Origin of the sequence: Prevotella herbatica, from assembly GCF_017347605.1 — a bacterium.
Classification (GTDB): domain Bacteria; phylum Bacteroidota; class Bacteroidia; order Bacteroidales; family Bacteroidaceae; genus Prevotella; species Prevotella herbatica.
The window spans coordinates 878,811-903,541 of record NZ_AP024484.1; the positions used below are offsets into that span (position 1 = coordinate 878,811).

At 38.5% G+C, this 24,731-nt stretch carries 20 protein-coding genes; 4 read left to right on the top strand and 16 right to left on the bottom strand.

The window, feature by feature from the left end; all coding sequences use genetic code 11:
- Window positions 1-13: 13 nt before the first annotated feature.
- The 12 genes from prwr041_RS13700 to prwr041_RS03410 all read right to left on the bottom strand — a co-directional run bounded on the left by prwr041_RS13700 (window position 14) and on the right by prwr041_RS03410 (window position 12,991).
- Window positions 14-148 carry a four helix bundle protein gene (locus prwr041_RS13700; protein ID WP_262897003.1) on the bottom strand — a complete coding sequence of 45 codons (135 nt, stop codon included), beginning with the start codon at window positions 146-148 and terminating at the stop codon, window positions 14-16.
- Window positions 149-215: 67 nt separating this feature from the next.
- Window positions 216-1,943, bottom strand: a complete 1,728-nt coding sequence (locus tag prwr041_RS03360) for a DUF4906 domain-containing protein (protein WP_207154952.1) — start codon at window positions 1,941-1,943, stop codon at window positions 216-218.
- A gap of 25 nt (window positions 1,944-1,968) precedes the next feature.
- Entirely contained in the window at window positions 1,969-2,874 is a 906-nt protein-coding gene (locus tag prwr041_RS03365; RefSeq protein ID WP_237072291.1) for a FimB/Mfa2 family fimbrial subunit, read from the bottom strand.
- Between the two features lie 32 nt (window positions 2,875-2,906).
- Window positions 2,907-4,007 (bottom strand): hypothetical protein, encoded by a 1,101-nt coding sequence (locus prwr041_RS03370; protein WP_207154954.1) that lies wholly within the window; start codon window positions 4,005-4,007, stop codon window positions 2,907-2,909.
- 133 nt (window positions 4,008-4,140) lie between these two features.
- Window positions 4,141-5,244, bottom strand: coding sequence for a hypothetical protein (locus prwr041_RS03375; protein WP_237072292.1), 1,104 nt, complete (start codon window positions 5,242-5,244; stop codon window positions 4,141-4,143).
- A 44-nt stretch (window positions 5,245-5,288) separates the two neighbouring features.
- A complete protein-coding gene (locus prwr041_RS03380; protein ID WP_207154955.1) occupies window positions 5,289-6,758 on the bottom strand; it encodes a tetratricopeptide repeat protein in 1,470 nt (489 codons plus the stop codon).
- Between the two features lie 28 nt (window positions 6,759-6,786).
- Window positions 6,787-7,386: a DUF3575 domain-containing protein gene (locus tag prwr041_RS03385; protein ID WP_207154957.1), complete on the bottom strand. Its 600-nt coding sequence runs from the start codon at window positions 7,384-7,386 to the stop codon at window positions 6,787-6,789.
- A gap of 413 nt (window positions 7,387-7,799) precedes the next feature.
- A complete protein-coding gene (locus prwr041_RS03390; protein ID WP_207154959.1) occupies window positions 7,800-8,678 on the bottom strand; it encodes a tyrosine-type recombinase/integrase in 879 nt (292 codons plus the stop codon).
- A gap of 1,530 nt (window positions 8,679-10,208) precedes the next feature.
- Entirely contained in the window at window positions 10,209-10,685 is a 477-nt protein-coding gene (locus prwr041_RS03395; protein WP_207154961.1) for a hypothetical protein, read from the bottom strand.
- A gap of 290 nt (window positions 10,686-10,975) precedes the next feature.
- Window positions 10,976-11,572, bottom strand: coding sequence for a porin family protein (locus tag prwr041_RS03400; protein WP_207154963.1), 597 nt, complete (start codon window positions 11,570-11,572; stop codon window positions 10,976-10,978).
- Between the two features lie 119 nt (window positions 11,573-11,691).
- Window positions 11,692-12,342, bottom strand: coding sequence for a hypothetical protein (locus prwr041_RS03405; RefSeq protein ID WP_207154964.1), 651 nt, complete (start codon window positions 12,340-12,342; stop codon window positions 11,692-11,694).
- Between the two features lie 106 nt (window positions 12,343-12,448).
- Window positions 12,449-12,991, bottom strand: coding sequence for an outer membrane beta-barrel protein (locus prwr041_RS03410; RefSeq protein WP_207154966.1), 543 nt, complete (start codon window positions 12,989-12,991; stop codon window positions 12,449-12,451).
- Between the two features lie 385 nt (window positions 12,992-13,376).
- On the opposite strand from prwr041_RS03410, the gene crcB reads away from it, so the two are divergent.
- Window positions 13,377-13,754, top strand: a complete 378-nt coding sequence (gene crcB / locus prwr041_RS03415) for a fluoride efflux transporter CrcB (RefSeq protein WP_018463119.1) — start codon at window positions 13,377-13,379, stop codon at window positions 13,752-13,754.
- 2 nt (window positions 13,755-13,756) lie between these two features.
- Window positions 13,757-14,122, top strand: a complete 366-nt coding sequence (locus prwr041_RS03420; RefSeq protein ID WP_207154968.1) for a DUF190 domain-containing protein — start codon at window positions 13,757-13,759, stop codon at window positions 14,120-14,122.
- A 21-nt stretch (window positions 14,123-14,143) separates the two neighbouring features.
- Here prwr041_RS03420 and prwr041_RS03425 read toward each other — a convergent pair whose 3' ends face one another.
- The 4 genes from prwr041_RS03425 to prwr041_RS03440 are packed head-to-tail and all read right to left on the bottom strand — an operon-like array spanning window position 14,144 to window position 21,455.
- On the bottom strand, window positions 14,144-16,090 hold the full coding sequence (locus prwr041_RS03425; protein WP_237072293.1) for a glycoside hydrolase family 97 protein: 1,947 nt from the start codon (window positions 16,088-16,090) through the stop codon (window positions 14,144-14,146).
- A gap of 9 nt (window positions 16,091-16,099) precedes the next feature.
- Complete coding sequence (locus prwr041_RS03430; RefSeq protein ID WP_237072294.1) at window positions 16,100-18,697, bottom strand: glycoside hydrolase family 31 protein; 2,598 nt, start codon at window positions 18,695-18,697, stop codon at window positions 16,100-16,102.
- 40 nt (window positions 18,698-18,737) lie between these two features.
- Window positions 18,738-20,048 (bottom strand): glycoside hydrolase family 43 protein, encoded by a 1,311-nt coding sequence (locus tag prwr041_RS03435; protein ID WP_207154969.1) that lies wholly within the window; start codon window positions 20,046-20,048, stop codon window positions 18,738-18,740.
- A 39-nt stretch (window positions 20,049-20,087) separates the two neighbouring features.
- The gene (locus prwr041_RS03440; RefSeq protein WP_207154971.1) at window positions 20,088-21,455 is read right to left on the bottom strand and encodes a glycoside hydrolase family 43 protein; all 1,368 of its coding nucleotides are present in this window, start codon (window positions 21,453-21,455) and stop codon (window positions 20,088-20,090) included.
- Between the two features lie 289 nt (window positions 21,456-21,744).
- Here prwr041_RS03440 and mutY point away from each other — a divergent pair, with 289 nt between their 5' ends.
- Window positions 21,745-22,761, top strand: coding sequence for an A/G-specific adenine glycosylase (mutY, locus tag prwr041_RS03445; protein ID WP_207154972.1), 1,017 nt, complete (start codon window positions 21,745-21,747; stop codon window positions 22,759-22,761).
- 249 nt (window positions 22,762-23,010) lie between these two features.
- A complete protein-coding gene (locus tag prwr041_RS03450) occupies window positions 23,011-23,679 on the top strand; it encodes a hypothetical protein (protein ID WP_237072295.1) in 669 nt (222 codons plus the stop codon).
- Window positions 23,680-24,731: the final 1,052 nt, after the last annotated feature.

A 24,731-nucleotide genomic window follows, 5' to 3' on the forward strand; every position in this document is an offset into this window, starting at 1 on the left:
TCAGAGACAATAGTTACAGATTAATATTCACCATCTTTTCGCCTATTGTGTAGCGATAGAAACGTGGATAATCTTTTACTCTGTTTATTACCATGCCTAGCATGGTGAAAGTATCCTTATAGATAGGAAGATGATCGGATTGCGACATTATAAGTATGTTTCGACCGCCAAAGGCGGTATTTTTAAATAGATAAAGTTTTAAAGAGATAAAGTGATTAATAAGCGAGGACAGCCCGAACATAGAAGCTGAAACTGTACGCCTTACTGTAGACGTCCACGTTGACGCGGCTACTGTAGAAGAGCACAATCACGGCGTTGTCACTATTGTACTCCGACGCGGACCAATAGTAATTATTATGTTTCAAAGGGCTGCCAGCTCCCCCTGCTGACAATTTCGTATCAAAAGTTGAATAATAACCTGTTTTTGATATTATAGTACCCATACCACTAGAATTTGCACGCTGGCTTTTTATTGTAGTCATTTCTGATGCTGTCCATGTACAAAGGTTCTCCATTATATCCCACCAATCACCAGCACTGGGAAGATACCATTTTCTATTTGCTAATAAACCAGTATGAGTAGTACCATCGCTGTAGGTTGTACAATAATACCATGCAGGATTATTAGTGTTAGTCACGTAGCTGCTATTGGCACTCAAGGCATCATAACCGCTGCTTACATCTTGAAAACTTGTTTTAAAATCCTGACAGTAAGGATAAACTGTCTGGTCTGGATAAGGAGAAACTTGAGAAGAACTATTTGTCCAGCTTAGAGTTCCATTATATGCATCTTTCAACGCGAGTGCTCTACCATGACGGCAACCTGCATTGTATTGGTTCTGAGTAAGTTCACTCGAATAGATGATACCAACTGTCTGACCTGACTTAAACGTAGGTCCATTAGTTCCATCAGCATAAAGATAATTACCTACAGTCGCATCGCCAAAATAAACATTTGTCCTTGTACTTGTTGTCGGAGTATATGTCACTCTCACATCATTTGCACCGCTGCCTGAAATTGCGATATTGCATTGATAATTAAAATCTCTATTTATATTGAAGTTGGTATAATCCAAAACAGGACTTGTTGCATTCGTAACTCCTCCCAAATATACTCTGTAAGTTGATGTCCAGCCAGCATTATATCCTGTTCCTCTTGCTGTTATCAGTAAATATGAAGAACCAGTCGGGGCATTAGCCGCTGTTCTTAATTCTGCAGTATTGGAAGCAGAAGCTGTGCCAGCCAAGTTCTCATAGATATAATATGGTCCTGCTGTGACTACAGTACCCGCATAAACAGGAGTTGCTACGGCATCATAATTCAATCCAGAAAAACCTGTTGTTGGATTTGATGTATTACCAGATGCTATATAGCATTCATTTGGTACATTGCAAAGCTGATAACCAGTTATTGCTATATCACTGGAAGGGGTTATTGTAAATGTGTACTTACTATATAATCGTCTTAAAGATACGGTCTGAGTATTTGCTCCGCTACTCAGCGTTACATCAGGAATCGTACCGTATAATATTTCATTGCTCTTTGCTCCCAGTGCATCCGCTGTTCCCAGTGCTGGAGTTACCTTTGCCTGAAGTTCTGTAAGTGTACTTATACCGTCAAAATAGGAACTGCTACCAGTGTTGGCAATGGCACAGACAGTACAGCCACTACCTTCCCTCGCCGAAACATAAACTGATGTTGGACTGCTCGAGGCGTACGTACTACCTATTAAATGTCCCTGAGCATCAAAGACAAGTACATTCACATTCTCTATAGCATCACTGATTGCACGCGTGACTGTAGTAGGATCCTGCTGTGCTATCTTTACTGTCAGTGTAGCAGCATCCTTGTTTTCATCAAGCATATCGTCCATCGTGTTACAAGAAGAAACGAATGCCAATGTAAATAATATATATAGTAGATATGATATTCTTCTCATCATAATTGTTTATGCCTAATTCTATAAATTACGGTATTACTACATGCTGTAAGTATTCACTCCAAGGCATGACCTTTAAAATCAGCTGCTTGCTGCTGCAGTCAACGATGATAACCTTGTCATCACCAGAATTAAGAGTTACCCTGTTGCCATAACTGTCACGGTTGGTACTCCAGATAAGCTGCGTCATCGAACTACGAGACTTGGCAGATCCGTCGGGATTACTGAACACCGATACTGTCACGTATTCTTTCTGCATGGTTGGAAAAGTATTGATACTGCTTGTCACCAGTTGATTAGATGTATCAAAAACTGCTGACGGGGAGTATTCTATTGAATCTCCTGTTATCTGTCCTGCGAAGGTCATGGTACTGCGGAATCCTGACAGGACAACCTTATAATTCCTGTCTCCGAAATACTCCTTGAGCTGTCTGATAACAACATGAACCGTTGCAGGTTTCTTCTTCATAACAATATTACCGTATACAGTACTTACACCTGCTGCTTGAGAACTGATGGCATAAGTACCATAATATAGTGAAGACGGGAGAATATATTCACCCGTGAGAGGGTCGCGCTTTACACTTACAGATATAGAATTCATGTCTGATCCTACTGCTGGTGTAAATATCTGAGCACTGTCTTTATCCGAACTGCCTATAGCCACTAAGGAAGCATTTCCGTTTCTGCCGTCATAGCTTATCTTATAACTGCTGTCAGGATCAGACGTAACGATGTGGTCAAACTTACCGTCTATGAAGAGATATGCCATCATATTACCCTTCACTTTTGTTGTCAAGGAATTACCTATGCTGTCCGTCTGCGATACAATCACAGAGCATTGGACGCAGTCGGAATAGTCATCGTTGATGCACGAGGCAAGCAGCGACAACAGCGGGAGCAACAGTAGATGATGGTAATATCTTAACTTCATAATACGATTTCGTTTTATTGTATCCTATATTTTTACTCGACAGTTACCTCCTGGGTATAATCTGTCCAGTTCTTGACATTCATTGTTATTGTTGCCGTAGCAGGAGTAATATTGCTGTCAGGACTGTCCATACCCTTACCCTTGATAATGATGCTTACATCATAACTTGTACTCTGCACAATCTTTGAGTCGTTTACATCAGCTTTGTCTATTGGCTTCCCATCCTTTGTGATAGTTGTTCCGCCCTGATACCTATTTACAACAATTGGATAGTAAACAACAACTGGTGATCCGTCCTTCGGAGTGAATGCACCCTTTATAACAATCTTTGTTGGAGTGGTTGCATCATTAGGAAACGTATAGAATGTATAGGCGGTAGGAGAATCCTCATTATAGCTTGCAATTACACCGGAACTCAGATAACAGAAGTCATTAGGACTTATGGAATAATTACCATCCTTGGATGTATTCTCACCAGTCTGTGGAGCAGAACCTGTTCCACCGAATGTACAAGTGGTGTTGGCGTTATACAGGAAGACTTCCTTTGGCACGAATGTAGCTCCTGCATAACCAGTTCCGAGAAAGTTTGTCTTGATAGAACTCAGCTTTATCTTCCCTACAAGGTTGTACATATCAACAGTAGGATTTGCTTTTGAATCGGTGCCGAAAGTAAGAGTTGCATTACCATACTTAGGAAGCAATTTAGCGTCCTGACTGTTTGGAGTTGTTGCAGCTGTTGTTGTACTGGCCAAGTCCGTTGTTACATCTTCAAGGTTTTTCTTATTTACAATGCCAGTAAATTTAGAAGTAGAAGTAGTACCAGGATTGGCAACTACGCTGACCTGAGTGGCTTGGGTTGTGGTATTGATAGTCGGAGTTGCAGCTTCGCTTGTCAAGAAGCTCTGAACAGTTCCGACTATTGCACCCGAGGCATCAAAGGCTGCCGCCTGACCACCAGAGATATTAGCTTCGTCAGTAGAAGCCGCAGAACGGGTCATAGCCTTACCGTTAAGTTCTAGGCTGACAACTGCTGGATTACCGACGGGTGTGTTTTCTTCCGTGTCGGAAGAAGAGCAGGATGTCATCATTCCGATTGACATCAGTACTGCAATAAGTAAATAATTCTTATTCATAATCTCACGTTTTTATTATTAATTCTTATTCTTAATATCTTCAATATATTATTATAGAGGCATGAGCCAACATGCTGGAACGAGTCTAAGCATCCTATATGAACCATATAGATAAAATAATCACCTATTATATTTATGAACCGAAATGTTCAGGAACGGTCACATTAGTCATATTATCAACACTCGTAGTTACGGTAATGCTGGTGGTGGTAATTTCATCGGTTACATTCGTCACACCGGTACCATTAAGAGTTACAGAAAGACCATAGGTAGTATTCGCACTTATCTTTGAGTCCCCTGTTCCACCTGTTATCGTTGAGACGATATTACCTGTAGGCGAACTGCTGTTTACCGTTATCGGATAATAGGTGGTGTATGTAGTGCCACTCTTTGTCTTGAAGGTTCCCTTGATCACCAACTTGGTCGGTGTCGTTGTATTGCTGTTAGGGAATACATAGAAATAATAAGGACCACTGAATGAGCTGATTGTTCCGCTACCCAGATATACAGTATTGGCATTGCCAGCGATATTCTCACCACTCACACTGCCGCTGACTGTCTTTGTATTCCAGTTAGTAAGCTGATTGCTTGCATTATACATAAACACTTCCGTCGGAGTGAAAGTGCAGCCGCTATATGAACCACTGAAGCTATAAGTTATATTAGTCAGTGCAACACGCGCTACCACACGGTTCAGTGTTACTGTCGGACTCAGAGTTGTACCTGATCCCCAGTCTAATGCCTTCACATCCGACATCATCGGAAGCGACGTCATACTCTGTGAGTTTGCCGTGGTAACGGCAGTCTTGGTCTTACCGTCCGCTGATGTGGTATAGCCTAGGTCCTGAGCCACCGTATAAAAGTCACTCAGCACATACTTCCCTGCAAATGCACTCATAGGCACATTGGCAAAGACAAGCATTTTTACTGCATCCGTACGGGTCGGAATGCTTTTATCTCCGCTGTAATCATATTCATACAGGGTAACCAGCTTGTCATTGGCATCAAAGAGTCCCACGCATATATGGTTCAACTTTCCCTCGTTGCTCCCCACGACCGAACCTTTGTCCGTCGGCAGCGCACCGTTGGCACGTGTATCGGCACCCGTGGAAAGCGAGAGGTTCACAACGGCAGACTTCGTGGAGCCATTCTCCGGTATGACGGTATTATCCGCCGCACAGGAGAACAGAAGCATACATGCCGCCAACATTGATGATATGTATAATGTATGTTTCATAAGGCTGTATTTACTATATTTATGATCAATCTTTAATTGCTTTGTTATTTGAGCTTCATGAGTTCGTTCAGGGCGTTGTCTGCCTGTTTCACTCCTGCTGCCTTTGCCATCTTCAGGTAAACTTCAGCCTTATCACGGTTGCCCTCGCTAAGATAAAGGAGGCCCATGTTGCAGTAGGCTCTTGGATCGGTCTCCCAACGCTTGAGATACTTATGAGCAAGGGTTACGTCATTGCGTGTCAAAGCTACGCCCGCTGCATTGATGTTTGCCTCGGCATTATCAGGAAAGAGACGGGCGGTCAGGTCCACGATATCGTTGTACTCGCGTGAACCCTTCTTATAGTATCCAGCTGTGGCATAGAGTTCACCCAGCGTCATTGTTGCAGGGTTTGAGCCCAGATGCTGCATAGCGGAATTACTGTCAAATCCATCGTGACGGAACGTCAACGTATATTTTATACGGTACACTTTTGGAAAGATGAAACGATTCATATAAGCATACGGCATACCCAGTCCCAAATTCTCAATTTCACGCTCACGACCGTTGACAACATCTATATTTTTGATGATATCAACAACAGCGTCACGGAGATTCATGCCACTACCCGCTACAAGCGAAGAGATGCTGTCCCAGTCTTCAGCAAGCCAGCCTACGGTGAGGTCGTTGCGGTTGGTGAGCTTCTGCTTCATCAGGTACTTCTTTAAATCAAGCGAACGCTCCATTGCCTCACTCTCATTGCGACGGTAATTGCCGATAGGAGCACCGAAGCCGTTAATATTAAGTCCCACAAGGCTAGTGCCATAGCGTTGAAGCTCGCTCTTAACGTCAGAGGCGATGGTGTTGAACACGGTGCGGTTGAACCTGCTGCCACTAAGTTTAGCGAGTGCCTTGTTGCCGAATATCTGAATCTCACCGCTGCGGTGGAACTTATCAATGTCTGAACCCTGAGGCTGAAGGAACTGGACGTAGTCCATCAGGTTATAATAATGCACATTCGGGTCGGGATTGTCGTTGCTCATGTCATGGAGGTAGATGTTCTTCAGAACAAGGTCCTCGTAGACATGACCTTTCCTGCCCTGACAGTTAAGTTCCTCACTCTCTACATACATGCGGCAATCCTGCATCCAATCCTTATAAGGAACGGTGGTGTCGTAGATGAAGTAGCGCTTTGCAGCACGGCTGTCCTTGACAACGATCGGAATATTGCGGCGGACCTCAGAAAGGACCTCCGTACGGTGAGCATCGCGCTCGCGGTCACGACCGTTGATGACCACTGAGGAAAGCACTGAGACCGCACTGTCCGTCTTAAGCACAGGAGTAAAGGTCAGCGACTCACAGCTACCCACCACGCTGCTGTCATAGCTTACCTTCATGCGCACACGAAGAAGGTCGCCCTGACGGGTGAAGTTCTCGGAGTTGACGTAGATCTGTCCGCCGTAGACAGTCTGGGCGGATGCTGTGGATGCTACTCCACAGAAGGCAAGAAGAAAGAATGCAGATTGTAATAGTTTCATTTCTCTATAAATATTATTTTCATTGTTATTATCTTATTATGTAGACCAGTGACACCGAAAGTCCCACAGGACCGAAGTAGTCGCTGCTCTTTGTATATTCATGGTAGCCGTAGCGCCCGTCACGGTAATGGCGATAGCGCAGATGCAGGTAGCCAGCTGAGACGGATGTCTCGATTCCCCAGTGGGGAGAAAGTATCCTGTGCCAGCCGATACTCAGACCGGCACCGTTGAAGTTACCCTCGGCGCGGTGGCGCGAAAGACTGAAGAAGGGAATGCGGCTCAGGTTGAAGCCGCCGTTGATACCGCATACGCCGACAAAGGGACCGTTGAAGGCCTTGCGGAACCAGTGGCGCAGCTCATACTGCACGGACCAGTTCTTCCACTTCCGGTTGCCATCGTAAGAGATGGGACAGTAGGTGGAACTGATACTCAGGGTAAGGGTGCTGTCGAGGCGGACCTCGGAACCAAGCGAAGGAACGGCAATGGCATCATAGACCAGATTGGACTTCAGTGCGACGTACTGCGCATGAAGGCGCAATGACGAAAGGGATACCAATAAAACCAAAAATGACTTTAATATAATATCACTAATTCTAAAATTCGTACTATGAAATTTTAATTTACTCATCCAATTTATCTATTCTATAATATACGTTCTGTTACTTTGTAAGTAATAGAAAGGATTAAAGAATAGAACAGTGAAAAGACAGGGCAAAACAAGGACTGGCCTGCAGGATCAAGGCATCCTGAGGCTGTCGAATATGTACATTAAATAATTGACAAAATGTGTTTAGATCAAAACGCCTTATAACTCAATTCGCTGTATTTATTGTATTTCTTTTTGGTATTTAGTTAATTATTGTGAATTATCATTTGAATTCATAAATTAATGACTACATTTGCGCAGTGATAAATTGTAGCCGTTACTTACAAAGTAATGGCTATTTTTTTGACCTATCCGATGATACGCTCAGCAGTTTATTCTATCTTGTAACCTATTGAATGCAAGAGGATTACAGGCTGCTTTGGAATACGGGTAGCTCATCTGCCGTCCATGTAACGTAGTATCTTTCTGTTCGCCTTTTCTATCTCCCCAACGTTGAAACCCTTCAGGTATATCTGGGTGGTTCTGATATCGCTGTGGCCAAGAGCTGAACTGATCAGTTCTACAGGCACATGGCTGTGAAGGGCTGTCGTGGCCCATGAATGGCGAAGCGTATAGGAAGAGACGTGCCCCTTTATGCCGAGCTTTCTTGCAAGGCGTGAAAGACCAGCATTGAACTTCCTCAGCAAGGACTGGTAACGGCGGTAGCCAGACTCGGTGTTCATATCTGAATTGCCAAGATCAAGGTCACGCAGGGTTCTGAGGATGTCCCCATTCACAGGAACGTTCACGCTCGTGCCCGTCTTGCGGCGGCAGTAGCTCAGCGCGCCGTCAGTAATGGAATCCATGCTAATTTGCTGAAGGTCCACATAGGGCATACCACAAAGTTTATACATGACACATGCCGTCTGCTGCACCTTGTTCAGGACACGGCTGCGGACAACTCCATTCAGAAGGACTCTCAGCTGCGGCATCTCAAGTGCCTTCTTGTGGCTTCTGTCTATACCGGTATAGACCTTATGAAACAGATGATGGATGTATTTTGTATGTCCTGCATCCACGGCCTTGTTATAGATGGCACGGAGCATACGCATGTAGGTGGAAATCGTGTTGAGCTTGTGCCTGCCACGAATCAGGTACTGCTCATAGCTTTTAAGCAGGCGGGGAGTGATCTCGCCGAATCCGACACTGTCCCGTCCAAGATACTCACACAAAGAACGGATTGAGTTACTGTACAGGCTGGCCGTGGAAAAGCGCCCGTCTCGTTTAAGGTCACACACGCAGTTTAATGCGAATGATGAAAATGATAATTGCATCTAAAAATAAGTTTAAAATAAAGATACAAAGTTACAACACCAAAGACGATTCACAAAGGCGATGGCATTAAAAAACATGAATGAAATATTGATAGCAAACTAGGATCAATCTGTCTGAAACTCTCACCTGTCAATAGCTAATGGATGACTGTAGACAAAATAAAGAAAAATAAAAAAAAGTGGTTCTTTATCAATTTAGGGGAGTGATAAATCTATTTCGGTTAAAGACACAATGCTACCAGAAAAAGTTTTTTCAATGTCACTAATGTCATAATGTCACAAACCCTTTGTTTATCGGGGTTTGGCGAGTGACATTAAGTGACATTATCGGCCTAAAAGTGGCATTAAATTGCAAAACTTACCTATTTTTGGCGATTTTTTACAAAATATGCAGCACATATATAGGCACTTTTTTGCTTATAATGGCCCTTTCTCGTCATTATGTACGCAATACTTCGCAATGTGTCTAGTTGTTATCTCAAAATCCAACTGTAAATATAGTGGTAATTGTCTGCAATCTTATTCTTGCAGTATTTCAGATTATGTTTTGGTTACCAGTTCAAGTAGTATTCTTTTTCATGTTCAACAATTCTATTATCCAACGTGTGTAATTGAATTACTCACGTTATGTAACACGGTTACACACGTTGTGTAATCGAGTTACCTACGTTGTGTAATCTTATTACACACGTACTGATGTAATCTTATTACACACGTACCGATGTAATCTTATTACACACATACTGATGTAATCTAATTACGCACATACCGATGTAATCTTATTACACACATACTGATGTAATCTTATTACACACATACTGATGTAATCTTATTACACACGTACTGATGTAATCTTATTACACACGTACTGATGTAATCTTATTACACACATACTGATGTAATCTAATTACGCACATACCGATGTAATCTTATTACACACATACTGATGTAATCTGATTACACACATACTGATGTAATCTGATTGCACGCATGTTAATGTAATCAAATTACACAAAAGGTTTTGAAATTTAGGTAAAAGTTTGTGTATTCAACTTCAAAAGCTATTTTCAAACTTTCAAATTGATTCTATCTCATCTGTTATTTGTATGTAGTAGCTTTTTGAATTTCCATGCTGTTTAGGACAGGCTATCATTATGTTTGATAAAACTCAATCAGTGTAAAATATATGTTTGGTGTAATTAGCATAATTGCGAAAAAACGCCAAAAATAGGTGTGCTCGATAGTTTAATGTCACTTTTAGACCGATAATGTCACTTAATGTCACTCGCCAAACCCCGATAAACAAAGGGTTTGTGACATTATGACATTAGTGACATTGAAAAAACTTTTTCTGGTAGCGTGTCTTTAGCCGTAATAGGTTTATATTTGTTATTAAATAAGTTGTCTAATCTTACCAGATTGGTTGTCTGTCTTTAGACAGAATTAGATTACTGATTTTAGCCAAAATAGATTTATCACTCCCCTAAATTGACGAAAAGGCTTATTTTTAAAAATATTTTTCCACTAACCTTACTTAGATGTTTTTTCAATAACACGTATATCTTTAACCAAAATGTCTTTTAAATGTAGAGCCATTTCTTCTAGAGTTTTATATATATCCATAAAATTAAAGACATGAATATTATATGGAGGCTCAAAATCGACATCAATATAGCATATAGCATTAATATGTTTATAAAATATCTTTTTACATTCAGCCTCTGTATACCAAGATAAAGCTGCCCCATTGATATACATATCTCCCCACTTATCATTCCAGGGAGATGTATTGTTTGGCGATAAGAACTTCAAGGGCAAGTCTAATTGATAGACTTTAAGCACCTCTGAAAATGGTTTACCTATAAAGTAACTTTTCTGATTTACAAAATTATGATTAAGATACTGCACTGTATCTACGACTTCAGACAAGGTATAATGTCTGAAATTTTGCGCACTCATACTTAAGGAAAGTAAAACAGCAATAAATATAAATACTATTTTTTTCATTGATATAGATGCTTTTTAATTAATACTAATAATGATTTATATCATTGCTGATTCTGACAAACTTATTCTGCAAAGATAATACTAATTTCATCATTGAACAAATTGTAGTTTCAATAAATGGTACAAAAGAAAAGCATATCGCCCATGTGATCAGTAACGAAGATAAGGATAGGATCATTGAGTGGAAAGAAATCAAAAATAATTCAGTAGATAAATAGTTTTGTTTAAGGAAAACGCTTGTCATTAAAGTCTTAGTGACTAAACGACAAGCGATTTCATCATCTATATTATTATAACTTAAATTTATAACCTAATGTGAATTGGAATACACTGTTTTTCTGATCATATCCTTTCTCGTAATTAGTTAAATCATAATTATCAATAAGACCATAATTATATCTTGCATCCAAACATATATTTTTATATTCGTATGACAAACCTACAGGTATGGATAAATCAAAAGACTTTGGAGTCATTGAAGATGATAAATTGTCATAAATTTTAAATCCGGGTTGTATACCAACTTTTACAGCTAGCCCTTTAAACAAATAATAATTGAAAAGAATTGGAATATTAAAATAATCCATTTTAAACTTATATGGATACAACTCAAAATCGTCGGACTGTGGAGAAACAAATAACATCGATTTATTACCCTGCTGTGAATACATCAAGCCAACAGAAATGCCAATCTTATTAGTAAGAGCATATTGTCCTTCAACTCCAAGACAAAGCCTAGCATAACTATTCTGATCATTGGAATCACCACGCCATGAAGCAATATTAAAACCTACTTTGGGTTGGATTGTAAAATCACCCTTAACTTGTTGTGCATTAATTTGTTGAAAACTAACAAATGCCAACATCAATAAAATAAACTTTTTCATACATAAAAATTATATTATGTAAATTTATTATAGCTAATCTCCGAAACTTTACGGCATTCTATTTTTGAGATTTTTATTCACTTGTTTTATATTCTGATGAAAAATAGAAGTAGAAAGCTCTATAATTTATAATGAATGGCAAGATAAACTTCGTTATTAAACTTGTGATTATCAAAAACAAGTTTCTGCCCTTCAACTACAATATTTCTGGCACTTCCAAAAACATCATAATCAGATACTCTATAACCTAGCGACAAGCCCCATATGCCACTCTCCAAATTCGCTGAAATATTCACGAAATTATAAACATTATATATACGGTTACTATTTGATACTCTCTTTTCATCATCCGGAATGAATTGTCCCTTTTCTGCTGGTGTGTAAACCACAACTCCCGAAGCCCTATTAGTCAAAGGAATAGTAAGACCATACCCTATACTGAAATTAAGATTATCTCCAACATTGTCCAATTTGATATTTGGCGTATATAGTTTCACTTGTGGTTGGAAAGCAACATGATAAGAAAAATCCGACAAATCATCTGTTTTCCAAGTATGGCTATGATCTATTGTCTTTCCTCCAAATATATGATCTTTACCAAATGATATATCAGTAAATCTTAATCCAGCAGATACTCCGAAATATTTTATGGGACGATATTCCATATCGACATCTACATCCCAAGAATTATAATTGCCTAAAGCACCCGAAAGCGATATTTCCAAAGGTCTATATCTGTCTTCATCATTGTCTTCCGCAGAAACATTCATAACCAAACTTAAAAATATAGCAGTAAATAAATATCTATAATATGTAAAAAACATGTTAGTATATTATGATTAAATATAAATTTTAGTATGCGCCAACTACATTAAATTATAAATGGATTTTATATCCTAATGTTATTTGCAAGAAACTATTTTTATAATCGTAGTTATCATAAACCTTTGTTAAACCTACATTATAACTGACATTAACTACAAACTTATTTATGTTATAAGATAATCCTATCGGTATCGAAAACGTTGTTGATTTTGCGTCACCAAACAAAAGAAAATCTTCTCTATTATCAGCAACATTCGCCCCTAATTGGACCCCAGCGTTTAAAGAAAAATTATCAGTAACATAAAGATTTGCCCGTAATGGAATATTAATGTAAGTTGGAGATAATTTTGCTTGACCATCTTTTGCTCCTTCGACTGAATAAATTGTCCCGAGAGACATACTTAAAGGCTTGGTTACTTGATATTCAATATTAACACCACCACAAAATCCAGTTTTTGAATTTAAACTTGCTTTTGTTAAGTTTGATACATTAAAACCTATTTGAGGTTCTATACTAATTTTACCAACTTCATTTTGTGCAAAAGAATTTAGTGTAAGAAACATTAAAATAATCAAGTATAATACTTTTTTCATTTCTAATTAATATATTATTTCGTATCGCAAATTTATAAAAAATAAAAATATAATAATTGAATATATTAGATTTTAACCTTTACATACTTTACATATTTTCACAAATAACTAACTATCAGCAATATACAGAAAAAGCAATAACAATAACAGTTTAGTTTTATTAACGTTTTTATTCAAAGTATTATGCTTAACAGTTTATATTATAAAGAGATAACTATAATTTTGAAGAGATGTGAGTTATAAGTTATGGAGAAGAACTAAGAAAGTTGAGTCCTTACTTTGTGATGAATTAAAATTCATTCCATAACAAATAGGTTTTTAACCATTTTAATGTGGCTAATCAAAATATTTTTATTTACTTTGCAGTGGAAAAAGATGATAAATTATGATTAGAACTTTGTTTTATATTGGTATTGGAAGTTGTACTGGTGGCATTTCACGCTACTTGTTATCAAAGTATGTTCAAAATATGACAAGTAGTGGCTTTCCTATTGGAACATTCATGGTAAACATAATTGGATGCTTTATCATAGGACTTCTTTACGGATTGTTTGATCGCGGCAACTTGATGAATACCAATCTGAAGTTGTTTCTTACAGTTGGATTCTGCGGAGGTTTCACTACATTCTCGACTTTCATGGGAGACAATTTCCAACTGATAAAAGCAGGAAACTTCTTCTACTGTTCTGTATATATGGCAGCTAGCATCATTTGTGGTTATCTATTCTTGTTTCTAGGTTATTCACTCATTAAATTAATATAGTTATGGAATCAAGTTCAAGAGAAAAAGTCTTAAGATTCTACGTTAGCAGTACTGATGTAGTGAAACATATTTCCGTTTACGAAGCAATTGCTGTTGCTGCCAAGGAACATGGATTGGCTGGAGCAACTGTGTATAAAGGTATTATGGGATTTGGAGCAAGCAGTAAACTCCACTCTGATAAATTCTGGGAACTCATAGACAAAGTGCCTGTAATCGTTGAAATCGTTGACACCGAAGAAAAGATAAACAGTTTTCTTGATGTAGTGCTACCTTGGATTAAACTACTACCAAAAGGTTGCATGGTTACATGTCAGGATACAGACGTTATCTTAATTAAAAACGGGCAATCCCCTTCATCTAAAGAATAGAGGAAAGGGATTGCCTTTAAATTATTCTGCGGTATTGATTACGACACCGCCATTTTTCGGGATGCTTATCGATAGTTTTCTTTTACCATTGATAACTTTTACTGATCCATTCAAGGAAGCATCATCTGTATATATCATCAACTTCTTTGCACCAGCAAGCATTGACAAATCTATAGTTTTCTTTAATGTTGTGGTTTCTGCATTAACTCCTGCTATATACCATTTATCACCATGTCGACGTGCTAAGATAATATATTTACCAGGATATCCATCTATATACTTCACTTCGTCCCAAGTTGTAGGAACATTCTTCATGAAATCTATAGCCCATGAAGGAGCATCTTGAAGATTATTTGGTGCTAATGCAAAATGCTGTACTGCACTTTGAAACAAAACTGCTGTTGCCAAAGCATATACATCAGAAGTAACACGATGATTACCATGCTTGTTGTCAGCATTATAATACTTATTAAGTGCACTACCTCCGAAATCCATACTACCTATCGTATTACGTACGAATGGATGAATACAAGCGTTTACAGCCTCATGATTGCAAAAATCCTGAGAGAAGTGAAGATTTTCACTTGCCAATACAGCCTCACTAGCTACATAGTTAGGATACATACGTTCCCAACCTCTAGGAATTGTACATCCGTGGAATATCACTTCAAGTCCATAGTCATTGGCATCAGACAGAATTCCTTCATATACTTGCATCATCATCTGCTTGTCACCACCGAAGAAATCAACCTTGATACCTTTTATACCAGTCTGTTGCATCCATTTCATCTCCTTTTTGCGCAAGATAGGATCATTCATTATCCCGCGGGGAGACTGAAAAGCATCATTCCAATAACCATTAGAATTATACCACAGATATAGTGAAACGCCCTTTTTAGCACCATATTCAGCAAGTTCAGCAATCTTGTCACGACCAATCTGAGTATCCCATAATGCGTCAACAAGTACAGACTGATAACCCATAGCAGCAGAAAAATCAATATACTTTTTCTGATCGTTATAGTTACAACTTGCGTCCATACCAATAATCCAACTCCATGAACCTTTACCATAAGTATATTTCTTAGATGGTTCATATTTTCTTTCAACTACATCGAAAGGAACTGTTGTCTCAACAATATTTGCAAGAGTATTTCCTAAAGTAATTGTACGCCATGGAGTCTTTCCAGGCAAAGAGATACCGGGAGAAACAGTGCCATTACCATTACACTCCCCTGCCTGCGGGAATCCTATACAATATGTTCCATCAGATTCTCCGAGAAGTCTTCCTGCGCAATAACCTCCGTCGACACCTGTTTCAGAAACAAGCATCCAACCGTCGTTCTGGTTTTTAAACAAGCAAGGGAATGTGTAACCTTCTCCCCAACCGTTTTTACCCATAGCTTCATCAAGAGTATATGATGTCTCATAACTTGGAGATGTGCCAGCAAATCCGCCCATAGGTTTAGCTTGCGGGCAAAGGAAAGTTGTACTTCCTGTTGCAGGTTTAAACTGTGTCAACTCTTTTGTTATCGTACAGCTAAGATGTGCGCCAGCAGGATGAATTACATATCTGAAAGCAACATCACGATTACTGACTCTAAAGATAACATCGAGTACATTTACAGTATCACGATAGTATTTATATACAGCCTCATTGGCTACATAATGCACATTGCTCTGTTTGATATTAGGCAATGAATAATTTTCATCCAACTTTGATGTTTTAACATCCTTCAATCGTAGATTTTCAGAATAATCGGCATGATTAGTTATGACACCCAAAAGAGAAGGTTGTATAAACACCTTATCGCCATATTTCACAGCATATTGCGGTTTCCCGTTATCATCAGTAACGGTAACACATATTTTCCCGTCAGGACTTTTTATCACATTGTTTAGTTGCTGACAAAAAGCCGTAAGACATGATAGTATGATACTACCGAATAAGAATAATGTTCGTTTCATATTAATTATTTAAAATCTTAAAGTTATTCCCTTACCAGAATATATTACTGTTTTTGATACATTCTGTTTTTCGCCATTCGTATAAACAAGTTTCAACTTACGCTTCTTACACATTCCTTTATAACAGCCCTTTCGCTGTCCTATCTCAAGAGTGCGAGAACTGTCTTTCCATGTTATTGGATATGTAGAATATGCGCCTTTCTCATAATTATAACTTGTTCCGTCATCTTCGTAAACAGTAAACGCTCCGTCGGCTCCTCCATAGACACGAATCTCCCATGGAGCATTGCGGTTTTCACAAGTGCTCTGAACAGACGGTCCTAACGGAATTATAGATCCAGCTTTTACATATACTGGTATACGTTCTTTTACGATAGGCATCTGGTAAGTTTCGCCGCCAACATACATTTTATTAGTAACAAAATCATACCATTTTGTGTCTTTAGGAAGATAAACCGACATTTGGCTTATTCCCTGTTCGAATACAGGAGCTACAAGCAAAGACTTACCAAACATATACTCGTCTTTCTGTTTCAAGGCCAATTCATCATTAGCAAAATCCATTATAAATGGTCGCATGATAGATGTTCCGTTCATTGATATGGCTGCCGCATTAGAATATATGTAAGGCATCAACCTATAACGCATATCAAGACACAGACGAGCATTATCAGACACTTTTTGACCATAATTCCAAAATTCGGTATTGCTCATATAACCATGGACACGCATCAAAGGCAAGAATACAGATGTCTGCATCCATCTCATGAAACGTTCATGATAAAGGGAATCACTGTATTGATTACCAGGACGGAAAAAGCCTCCTGCATCATAAGTCCACCAAGGTATTCCAGCTGCCATAAGTCCAAGCCCTGCTGTTACCTGTCGTTTGAAAGTATCCCAGTCGTTACCAACATCACCCGACCAGTTGGCAATACTATAACGCTGTATTCCTGTGTAAGAACAACGAGTAAGTATCATTGTACGCTGCATTGGATTGTCTCTGCGGCAACCTTCATAAACGGTTTTGTTTACCAACAGCGGATATGTATTTCTGAATACTTCTCCAGGTGTTGTACCATTGTTAACAAGTCTACCTGACAAGTCGTCATTTTCTGGTTCGGTTGCATCCTGCCACCATGCATCAATACCATAAGGTTTAAGCATACGCCTACTGAAATTACTCCAATAGAAATCAGCAGCCTTTGGATTAAAGAAGTCAACCCAGTTTGTATTCGGAATAAAATATCCCAAGCTATCCAATTCGTGTCCAAGTTCTGTTTTATGATCAGTATTAGACCAAACAGAGACCATAAACTTTATATTCATTTTATGTAGACTGTCGGTCATGGCCTTTACATTAGGATATCTATCTTCATCAAACTTCATGGCATTCCAACCATATTTTCCCCAATACTGCCAATCCTGAACCATCATATCAACAGGGAAAGATTCTTTACGGAATCGATTAGCCGTTTCGAGTATTTCATGTTGTGAATTAAAACGTTCACGACAATGAATATATCCCAATGCCCATAAAGGCATAATTGGTGCCTCACCTGTTACCTCGCGATAAGCTGCCATAGCCGCATCAGCATTACCGGCAAAGACAGTATAGTCTATGCTTTGCGAAACAGGCGAACGAAATACAGTCTCGTCTTTCACCTTATGATAATAGAGAATTGGCGAATCGTTGTTGGTGAGTTGTGATTTGACATGATGAATGCCTGCTGAAAGATGTGCTATTACAGATGATGTAGGTGGAAGCCATAAATTTTCCATGTTTATCAATCTTTGTCCATCAATTTCAAGGTTCAGTTTTCTAGCCATTTTCTGCCCTACATCAAGAAGAAAAGAATAATCTCCTTCTTGATCAATATTTACATCAGCCTCAAATACATTACTTTCGCGACGTTCTTTCTTATTTCCAGCTGTTGTTGTGACATTAACTTCTGTGACATCGCCACCCTCTGCATTCTTCTTTAGAGTAACATTATTGTCAGAAGGATTGAAATCGACGAGACCATAATTATTCCACAACAATCCATATCCTTTATTTGATAAGATCATTGGTATGGAAATCTGCGTGTTGACCTGTGTAAGTCGTCTTGACAATCCACGAACATCAAGATAGCCATCCTGAAACTGTCCTAATCCGTATTGATGTTCATTTGACGGAGAAGCAAAATGCTGTTCGGCAATATAAGTCTTCTCTTTGCCAACAAAAGAATGAGCAAGACTGCGTCCGTTTTCGGCAAGTATCTGTTTACCATTCTTGTTAAGATATACGACCAATCCAGTATTACGGTCTACCTCTACAGTGATATTCTTCAGACAAATTGATACTTTATCTTTACTATCCTTTATATTGAATGTAGGATTCTTCAAGTTTTCTACATAAACCAATTCAGGCATAACACGATATACCTGCTTACTGAATATCGTCCTTACGGCATTATCAGTAAGCGGTATTATTGTAAGAGTTCCGTCTATTGTAGTGATATTAACCTGTTTCTTATTGACATTATATCGCAAAACCTTCTGCGACATTGCAGCAATAGAAACCTGCAAGAATATCATTACAATTAATAATAATCTCTTTTTCATCTAACATTAATGTTTATGATTATATCACGTGAGTGAAATATCAACGTTTCTTCATCTGCCAATAATCCAACTTAAACAGTTGTTTGTCGGCATCGCCTTTGAATACTAGATATAAATCATGAACACCACTGATATTTGTCATACCTGCGATATAATTACTCCATTTATTCTCTTCACCTGCTATTTTGCAAGTGCCCAAAGATTTGCCATTTATATTGTCAATTCGAATTTCGACCGTACCTCCATTCAAAGGTGCTGCATTTATACTTATGCTTTTTGCTCCTTTACCGAAGTTAACACCCTTCAACATGATATAATCACCATTGTGGATATCATTTACGGCAACACAATTATTAATCTTCTCTGTCTTCACGCCTTTGCTCCAAGCCATAGTCTCAGCCTCAACACGCTTATAAGGATTAAGATGTCCTATCTGTGCTACGCCTTCCTTTGTCCAATATGGAACTTCCTCTATTGTTCCATCCTTACGATAATGCATCTCAGCTACAGAAACAGAACGACGCTCATGATGTTCCATTATTCCATGAGCATGCATAAGGTCGTAGTTAAGTCCAAAGACATAAGACTTTCCTTTATAATCCATGATTCCTGGATGATTTCCCCTACTCTTGTCAGTTGGAGACATGATATAGTTTTTGAATGTCCACGGACCTGTAGGAGAGTCACTCATTGCATATCCTATACCTTCAGGACAACAAGTAGAAGCATAAGCAAGATAATATTTACCTGCACGCTTATAGAACCAAGGTCCCTCCTGATAATGCGCAGGACGAGCTACTTTATGAATTTCTCCAGAATATGAAATCATATCCTTATTAAGTTTTACATAATATGGGTCTGGATTGCCCCAATACATATAAGCCTGACCATCATCATCAATGAACACAGTAGGATCTATATCATTCCAATTTTCTTTCTGCCAAACAAGCGGTTTGTTTATCGGGTCAACAAATGGTCCATAAGGACTATCAGAGACCAAAACACCTATGCCATTGCCATGAATAGGACAATACATATAAAACTTACCATTACGGGCGACAACTTGTTCTGCCCATGCGCCATTATCCATTTTAGTCCATGCAAAACTTTTAAGTGAAGCAACTACTCCATGATCGGTCCAGTTCACCATATCAGTAGAGGTATACAGCAACCAATCCTTCATCATGAATCCGTCAGCATTGTCCTCATCATGAGTAGTATATAGATAAACAGTGTCTTTATATACCATAGGGGCTGGATCAGCAGTATATTTTGTTGTTAAAATCGGATGTTGTGAGAAACAAGCCAAAGAGGATGTTGCCAACAACATAAAAGATAATATTCGTTTCATAATATTTAAGTATTAATTATTTATATGCAAAGTAACAGGTTATTTAAACTGCCACCAATCGAAATTGAACAATTTAGCACCCTGATTACCTTTAAAGAGAAAGTATAAATTGTGGATACCAGTTATCTCTTCATTTAGATTTGCGTCAACAGTTTGCCATTTCTCCCAACCTCCGGTATAAGGAGCTGTCAATGTACAGAGTAATTTTCCATCTGGCTTGTCGACATGAACTTCCATTTTTCCTCCTTGCAGAGCACTAGCTACACTTGCAGTGAATGTTTTTGGAGAAGTAGTTCCGAAATCCAACACACGTACAACAATAGAATCGCCATTGTGGATATCACTTACATAAACACCAGTTTCCTCATTCTGTTCAACTCTAACACCTTTAGAGAAAGCCATTGTCTCAGCTTCAACTCTATTCTTTGGGTTCATAGTTCCGATAGGTTCTACACCGGCACTTGTAGGTTGAATAATTGGGAACGAACCATCCTTATTATATTTAAATTCTTCAACTGCAACACTACGACCGAAACCTCCACCCTTAGGAAGTTTACCTGTATGGTAGAAGAAATAAGAATGTCCCTTGAAATCAGCAACGCCACAATGATTTGTGAAACTGCCTGTATTTGACAAAGGCATTACCTCACCCATATACTTCCATGGTCCAAATGGCTTCTTTGCCATAGAGTAAGCAATATGTTCTGGCACACCACCAGCGGCATACAACAAATAGTAATTTTTATTGCGCTTCATTAGCCAAGGTCCTTCAACATACGAATCCTTATATTTGACACCTTTCTGCCTTTCACTGAAAGTTGGACCACCAAAGCCTTCTGCTGTCATAGGAATCTTTTCAACTTGTCCATCAATGCTCACCATATCCTTATTCAACTTACAGAAGTAAATTCGTGGATTTCCCCAACATAGATAAGCCTGACCGTCATCATCTAACATGACAGTTGGATCAATATAATCCCAATTACCGTCTGCAAGAGGTTTACCAATAGCATCCTTAAAAGGTCCTGTAGGACTATCACCGACTGCTACACCAATAGCCATTGCACCGCTCAATTTAGAATGAGCGCATACATACCAGTAGTATTTACCATTGCGTTTTATTGTCTGTGCCGCCCAAGCTCTTCCATCAGCCCATGAGAATGACGCCAAAGATAATGGAGAACCATGATCAGTCCAGTTTACCATATCGGCACTAGAATAAACACGCCAATCGTTCATCCAGAAGAAGTTAGCATTGTCTTCATCATGACCTGTATATACATACATTCTATCGCCATCTGCCATTGGTGCAGGGTCTGTTGTATAATTTGTTTGCACAATAGGATTCTGAGCAAAGCTGACAGCTGCAGCTGTAGTCATGAAAATTGATAAAAGTATTCTTTTCATTTATAAGTATAGTATTAATAAAACTAAGTGCAAAATAACATAAAATATTTTAGAAACAACAATCACTATGTGTCTAAAACTTTGCACCCTGTATCATTTATTGTCCCAATAGGGTAAATTCGGGAATTTTAGGGCTAATTTTACATACATATTCATAAACTGTAGTAACTGAGTATATATCATTTCAAACTATTGATAAGCAGAAGAGTCTTGAAAAATAGTTTCAAGAAAAAACAATTATCAAGATTTTATTGTACCTTTGAAAAATAAATAAGCGCAAAAAAGATACATGACTAATAATAATTTCACATGGATATTGCTCAAATGGTTTGAGGAAAACGGACGCGACTTACCTTGGCGTGAAACGAAAGATCCGTATGCAATATGGTTGAGCGAGGTGATTTTGCAACAGACCCGCATTCAACAGGGTTATGCTTATTGGGAAAGATTTATGCAACGATTTCCGACAGTGAAAGACCTTGCTGATGCTACAGAAGACGAAGTGTTGCGCAATTGGCAGGGATTGGGCTACTATAGCAGGGCACGAAATCTACACACTGCCGCCCAGCAGATTGTATCATTAGGTCATTTTCCAAACACTTTTGAGGACATCAAAAAACTAAAGGGAGTAGGCGACTATACAGCTGCTGCCGTTGGTTCCATCGCTTTCAACCGTCCCGTTGCCGTGGTGGACGGAAATGTCTACCGTGTACTGTCACGTTATTATGGAATTGAAACACCTATCAATTCGACAGAAGGGAAGAAAGAGTTTGCTGCGTTGGCACAATCACTATTGCCAATAGACCAACCTTCATCTTTCAATCAGGCAATGATGGATTTCGGCGCAATTCAATGCACTCCTACATCACCACACTGTTTGGACTGTCCTTTGACAGAAAGGTGTGAGGCATTCCGCTCTGATAGGATTGGATTATTGCCTATAAAGATTAAGACTATTAAAATTAAGACAAGACATTTCACGTATGTCTATCTGCGCTATCAGAATCAGACTGCAATCCATCGACGTCCCGCAGGCGACATTTGGCAGGGATTATGGGAACCGCTTCTGATAGAGGACGGAGATATACCTGACTTCAAAGGAAAACTTACATTATTAAAGAAAGAAGTGAAACATGTGCTCACACATCAGATTATCTATGCAGACTTTTATCTTCTAGAAACACAGAGTAAACCAGAATTACCGAAAGACTTTATTTGGATTAACGAATCCGAACTAGACAATTATGCAATACCACGTCTGATTGAATTACTGACAGAAAATTTAAATCTCCTCAAAAATAAGTAGTGCATAATCACAATAAATTCTCCACGATATTCCTAAACAATAAGCAATATTCTACAGAATAGTTCGTGAGGAAAAATAAATCTGCCATATATCCATAACAATAAAGCAAAGTTATGATGCAAGATTGTTACGACGATGAAAAGAAGGTTTTAATAAAGCTACTTTATAAAGTTCCCCCAAATGCTGAGAAATGACAAAATAATCGTATCTTTGCATCAAGATAAAAACGAATTGTAATTTAACAACAAGATGATGAGATCAAAAGACTTAAAACCGTCTGAATCGGCAAAGATATTAGTGATAGGCGAAGATTCTAATTTACAATGGTCCGACACAGCGACCGAAGTAGCCATGTTTGCCGACTATTATTTTCGCAGTTTTCCGGAAGATGACGGAGAACGTAGTCGTAATGTGGAAGCACGCAATTTATTCAGTCATATAGCTTTCGTCACTCTCAATCGTGTCAAGCCCCAAGAGATGTACATTACTAATTTGTGTAATGACCAGTTAACTCCTGCTCCGAAGGGGAAAAGAGTTCTTATCACCGAAGAGTATGCTATTAAGGGACTGTCTCATATCGAATGGCTGTTAGAACAATATCCAACAATCGAATATGTGCTGACCATGTCTCTGCAAACCAATTATTGGTTACAGAAATTGGGATTCTATGGCGACGACAAGAGATTCATTGAAGAGGCTCAACCCCGTCGTAAAGGTTTCGAGGATATGTCTGCCCCTTTCTATCAACCGGTGAATGGAAAGGCTTTCGAATCCATCTGCGGCAATATCTATGACGCCAAAAATCATCCTGTCAAAGTGATACCCATCCTTGCAGCCAAAGATTATCCACTGAAAGGAAGAAACGAAGAGCTTTACACAGAGGCTTACGAAAAAATAAGAAACTCTTTTCGTAAATAATACATTCAAACAGCATTATGGAATAACATTGAATTTCTTCGATAGCCAGAAAAAGTTTTTTTAATGCCACTAATATCATAATGTCACAAGCCCTTTGTTTATAGGGATTTGACAAGTGATATTAAGTGGCATTAAAATTGAAATCTTACCAAATTTTAGCAAATTTCTAACAAATATGCAATGTTCATATTGTTCATTCTCATTCCATGCTTCCGATACTTGAAACATGAGTCAATTGAGTCTTGAAAATACATGCTACATATACACTATTTCCTTCTGCATATCCCCCCAAAAAATTGCTTAATCATGATTTTTTATTACGTTTCCATAAGAATTTGATACTCGAAAAAATAAAAATACTAAAAAGGTTCAAAACGAACAAAAACCTCCACTTCACGTGTAAACATCTATCCTGCAGTTCGTTAACCAGTGGAGGTATACCTCCACTATCATCCACTATCATCCACCTTTTTTGACAGAAAAGCCTATGTTTGCGTAAGGACTACACCATATATGTTTAATTACCCGAAATATAATAAAATAAAAATTATTTACTTATAAGTATTATCAAGACGTTTCTTCGATGAATTAAAAACGTTTGATCGTAGGAATAGAAACGTTATGGCGTATGAATGGAAACGTTTGATCGTAGGAATAGAACACCGGTAAATCCAATAGAAAAATAGTATCGTAAATCCACGATTTATTAAAAGTAACAAAGCACACAAGCATAACAATCTTATTATTCGTTTTCTCGAAATACGAGATAGTGATAAGGCCCTAATCACTCTGCAAATTACGAAGCAATACGGAGTGATTAGGGCCTAATCACTAAATAAAACACATTGAATTTTTCCACCCTATACTTTGAATCAGAGTACATGTAAGAAGCAGAAGCCTATCCATAATTTGGAAAAAATCACCAAAAACAGGTGTATTTTGGCTTTTAATGTCACTTTTACCCCGATAATGTCACTTAATGTCACTCGCCAAACCCCGATAAACAAAGGGTTTGTGACAAAGTGACATTAGTGACATTAAAAAAAACTTTT

Excerpts from the sequence above, each read along its gene's own strand:
- prwr041_RS13700 (WP_262897003.1), bottom strand. The coding sequence starts at position 148 with ATGTCGCAATCCGATCATCTTCCTATCTATAAGGATACTTTCACCATG.
- prwr041_RS03360 (WP_207154952.1), bottom strand. The coding sequence starts at position 1,943 with ATGATGAGAAGAATATCATATCTACTATATATATTATTTACATTGGCA.
- prwr041_RS03365 (WP_237072291.1), bottom strand. The coding sequence starts at position 2,874 with ATGAAGTTAAGATATTACCATCATCTACTGTTGCTCCCGCTGTTGTCG.
- prwr041_RS03370 (WP_207154954.1), bottom strand. The coding sequence starts at position 4,007 with ATGAATAAGAATTATTTACTTATTGCAGTACTGATGTCAATCGGAATG.
- prwr041_RS03375 (WP_237072292.1), bottom strand. The coding sequence starts at position 5,244 with ATGAAACATACATTATACATATCATCAATGTTGGCGGCATGTATGCTT.
- prwr041_RS03380 (WP_207154955.1), bottom strand. The coding sequence starts at position 6,758 with ATGAAACTATTACAATCTGCATTCTTTCTTCTTGCCTTCTGTGGAGTA.
- prwr041_RS03385 (WP_207154957.1), bottom strand. The coding sequence starts at position 7,386 with ATGAGTAAATTAAAATTTCATAGTACGAATTTTAGAATTAGTGATATT.
- prwr041_RS03390 (WP_207154959.1), bottom strand. The coding sequence starts at position 8,678 with ATGCAATTATCATTTTCATCATTCGCATTAAACTGCGTGTGTGACCTT.
- prwr041_RS03395 (WP_207154961.1), bottom strand. The coding sequence starts at position 10,685 with ATGAAAAAAATAGTATTTATATTTATTGCTGTTTTACTTTCCTTAAGT.
- prwr041_RS03400 (WP_207154963.1), bottom strand. The coding sequence starts at position 11,572 with ATGAAAAAGTTTATTTTATTGATGTTGGCATTTGTTAGTTTTCAACAA.
- prwr041_RS03405 (WP_207154964.1), bottom strand. The coding sequence starts at position 12,342 with ATGAATGTTTCTGCGGAAGACAATGATGAAGACAGATATAGACCTTTG.
- prwr041_RS03410 (WP_207154966.1), bottom strand. The coding sequence starts at position 12,991 with ATGAAAAAAGTATTATACTTGATTATTTTAATGTTTCTTACACTAAAT.
- crcB (WP_018463119.1), top strand. The coding sequence starts at position 13,377 with ATGATTAGAACTTTGTTTTATATTGGTATTGGAAGTTGTACTGGTGGC.
- prwr041_RS03420 (WP_207154968.1), top strand. The coding sequence starts at position 13,757 with ATGGAATCAAGTTCAAGAGAAAAAGTCTTAAGATTCTACGTTAGCAGT.
- prwr041_RS03425 (WP_237072293.1), bottom strand. The coding sequence starts at position 16,090 with ATGAAACGAACATTATTCTTATTCGGTAGTATCATACTATCATGTCTT.
- prwr041_RS03430 (WP_237072294.1), bottom strand. The coding sequence starts at position 18,697 with ATGAAAAAGAGATTATTATTAATTGTAATGATATTCTTGCAGGTTTCT.
- prwr041_RS03435 (WP_207154969.1), bottom strand. The coding sequence starts at position 20,048 with ATGAAACGAATATTATCTTTTATGTTGTTGGCAACATCCTCTTTGGCT.
- prwr041_RS03440 (WP_207154971.1), bottom strand. The coding sequence starts at position 21,455 with ATGAAAAGAATACTTTTATCAATTTTCATGACTACAGCTGCAGCTGTC.
- mutY (WP_207154972.1), top strand. The coding sequence starts at position 21,745 with ATGACTAATAATAATTTCACATGGATATTGCTCAAATGGTTTGAGGAA.
- prwr041_RS03450 (WP_237072295.1), top strand. The coding sequence starts at position 23,011 with ATGATGAGATCAAAAGACTTAAAACCGTCTGAATCGGCAAAGATATTA.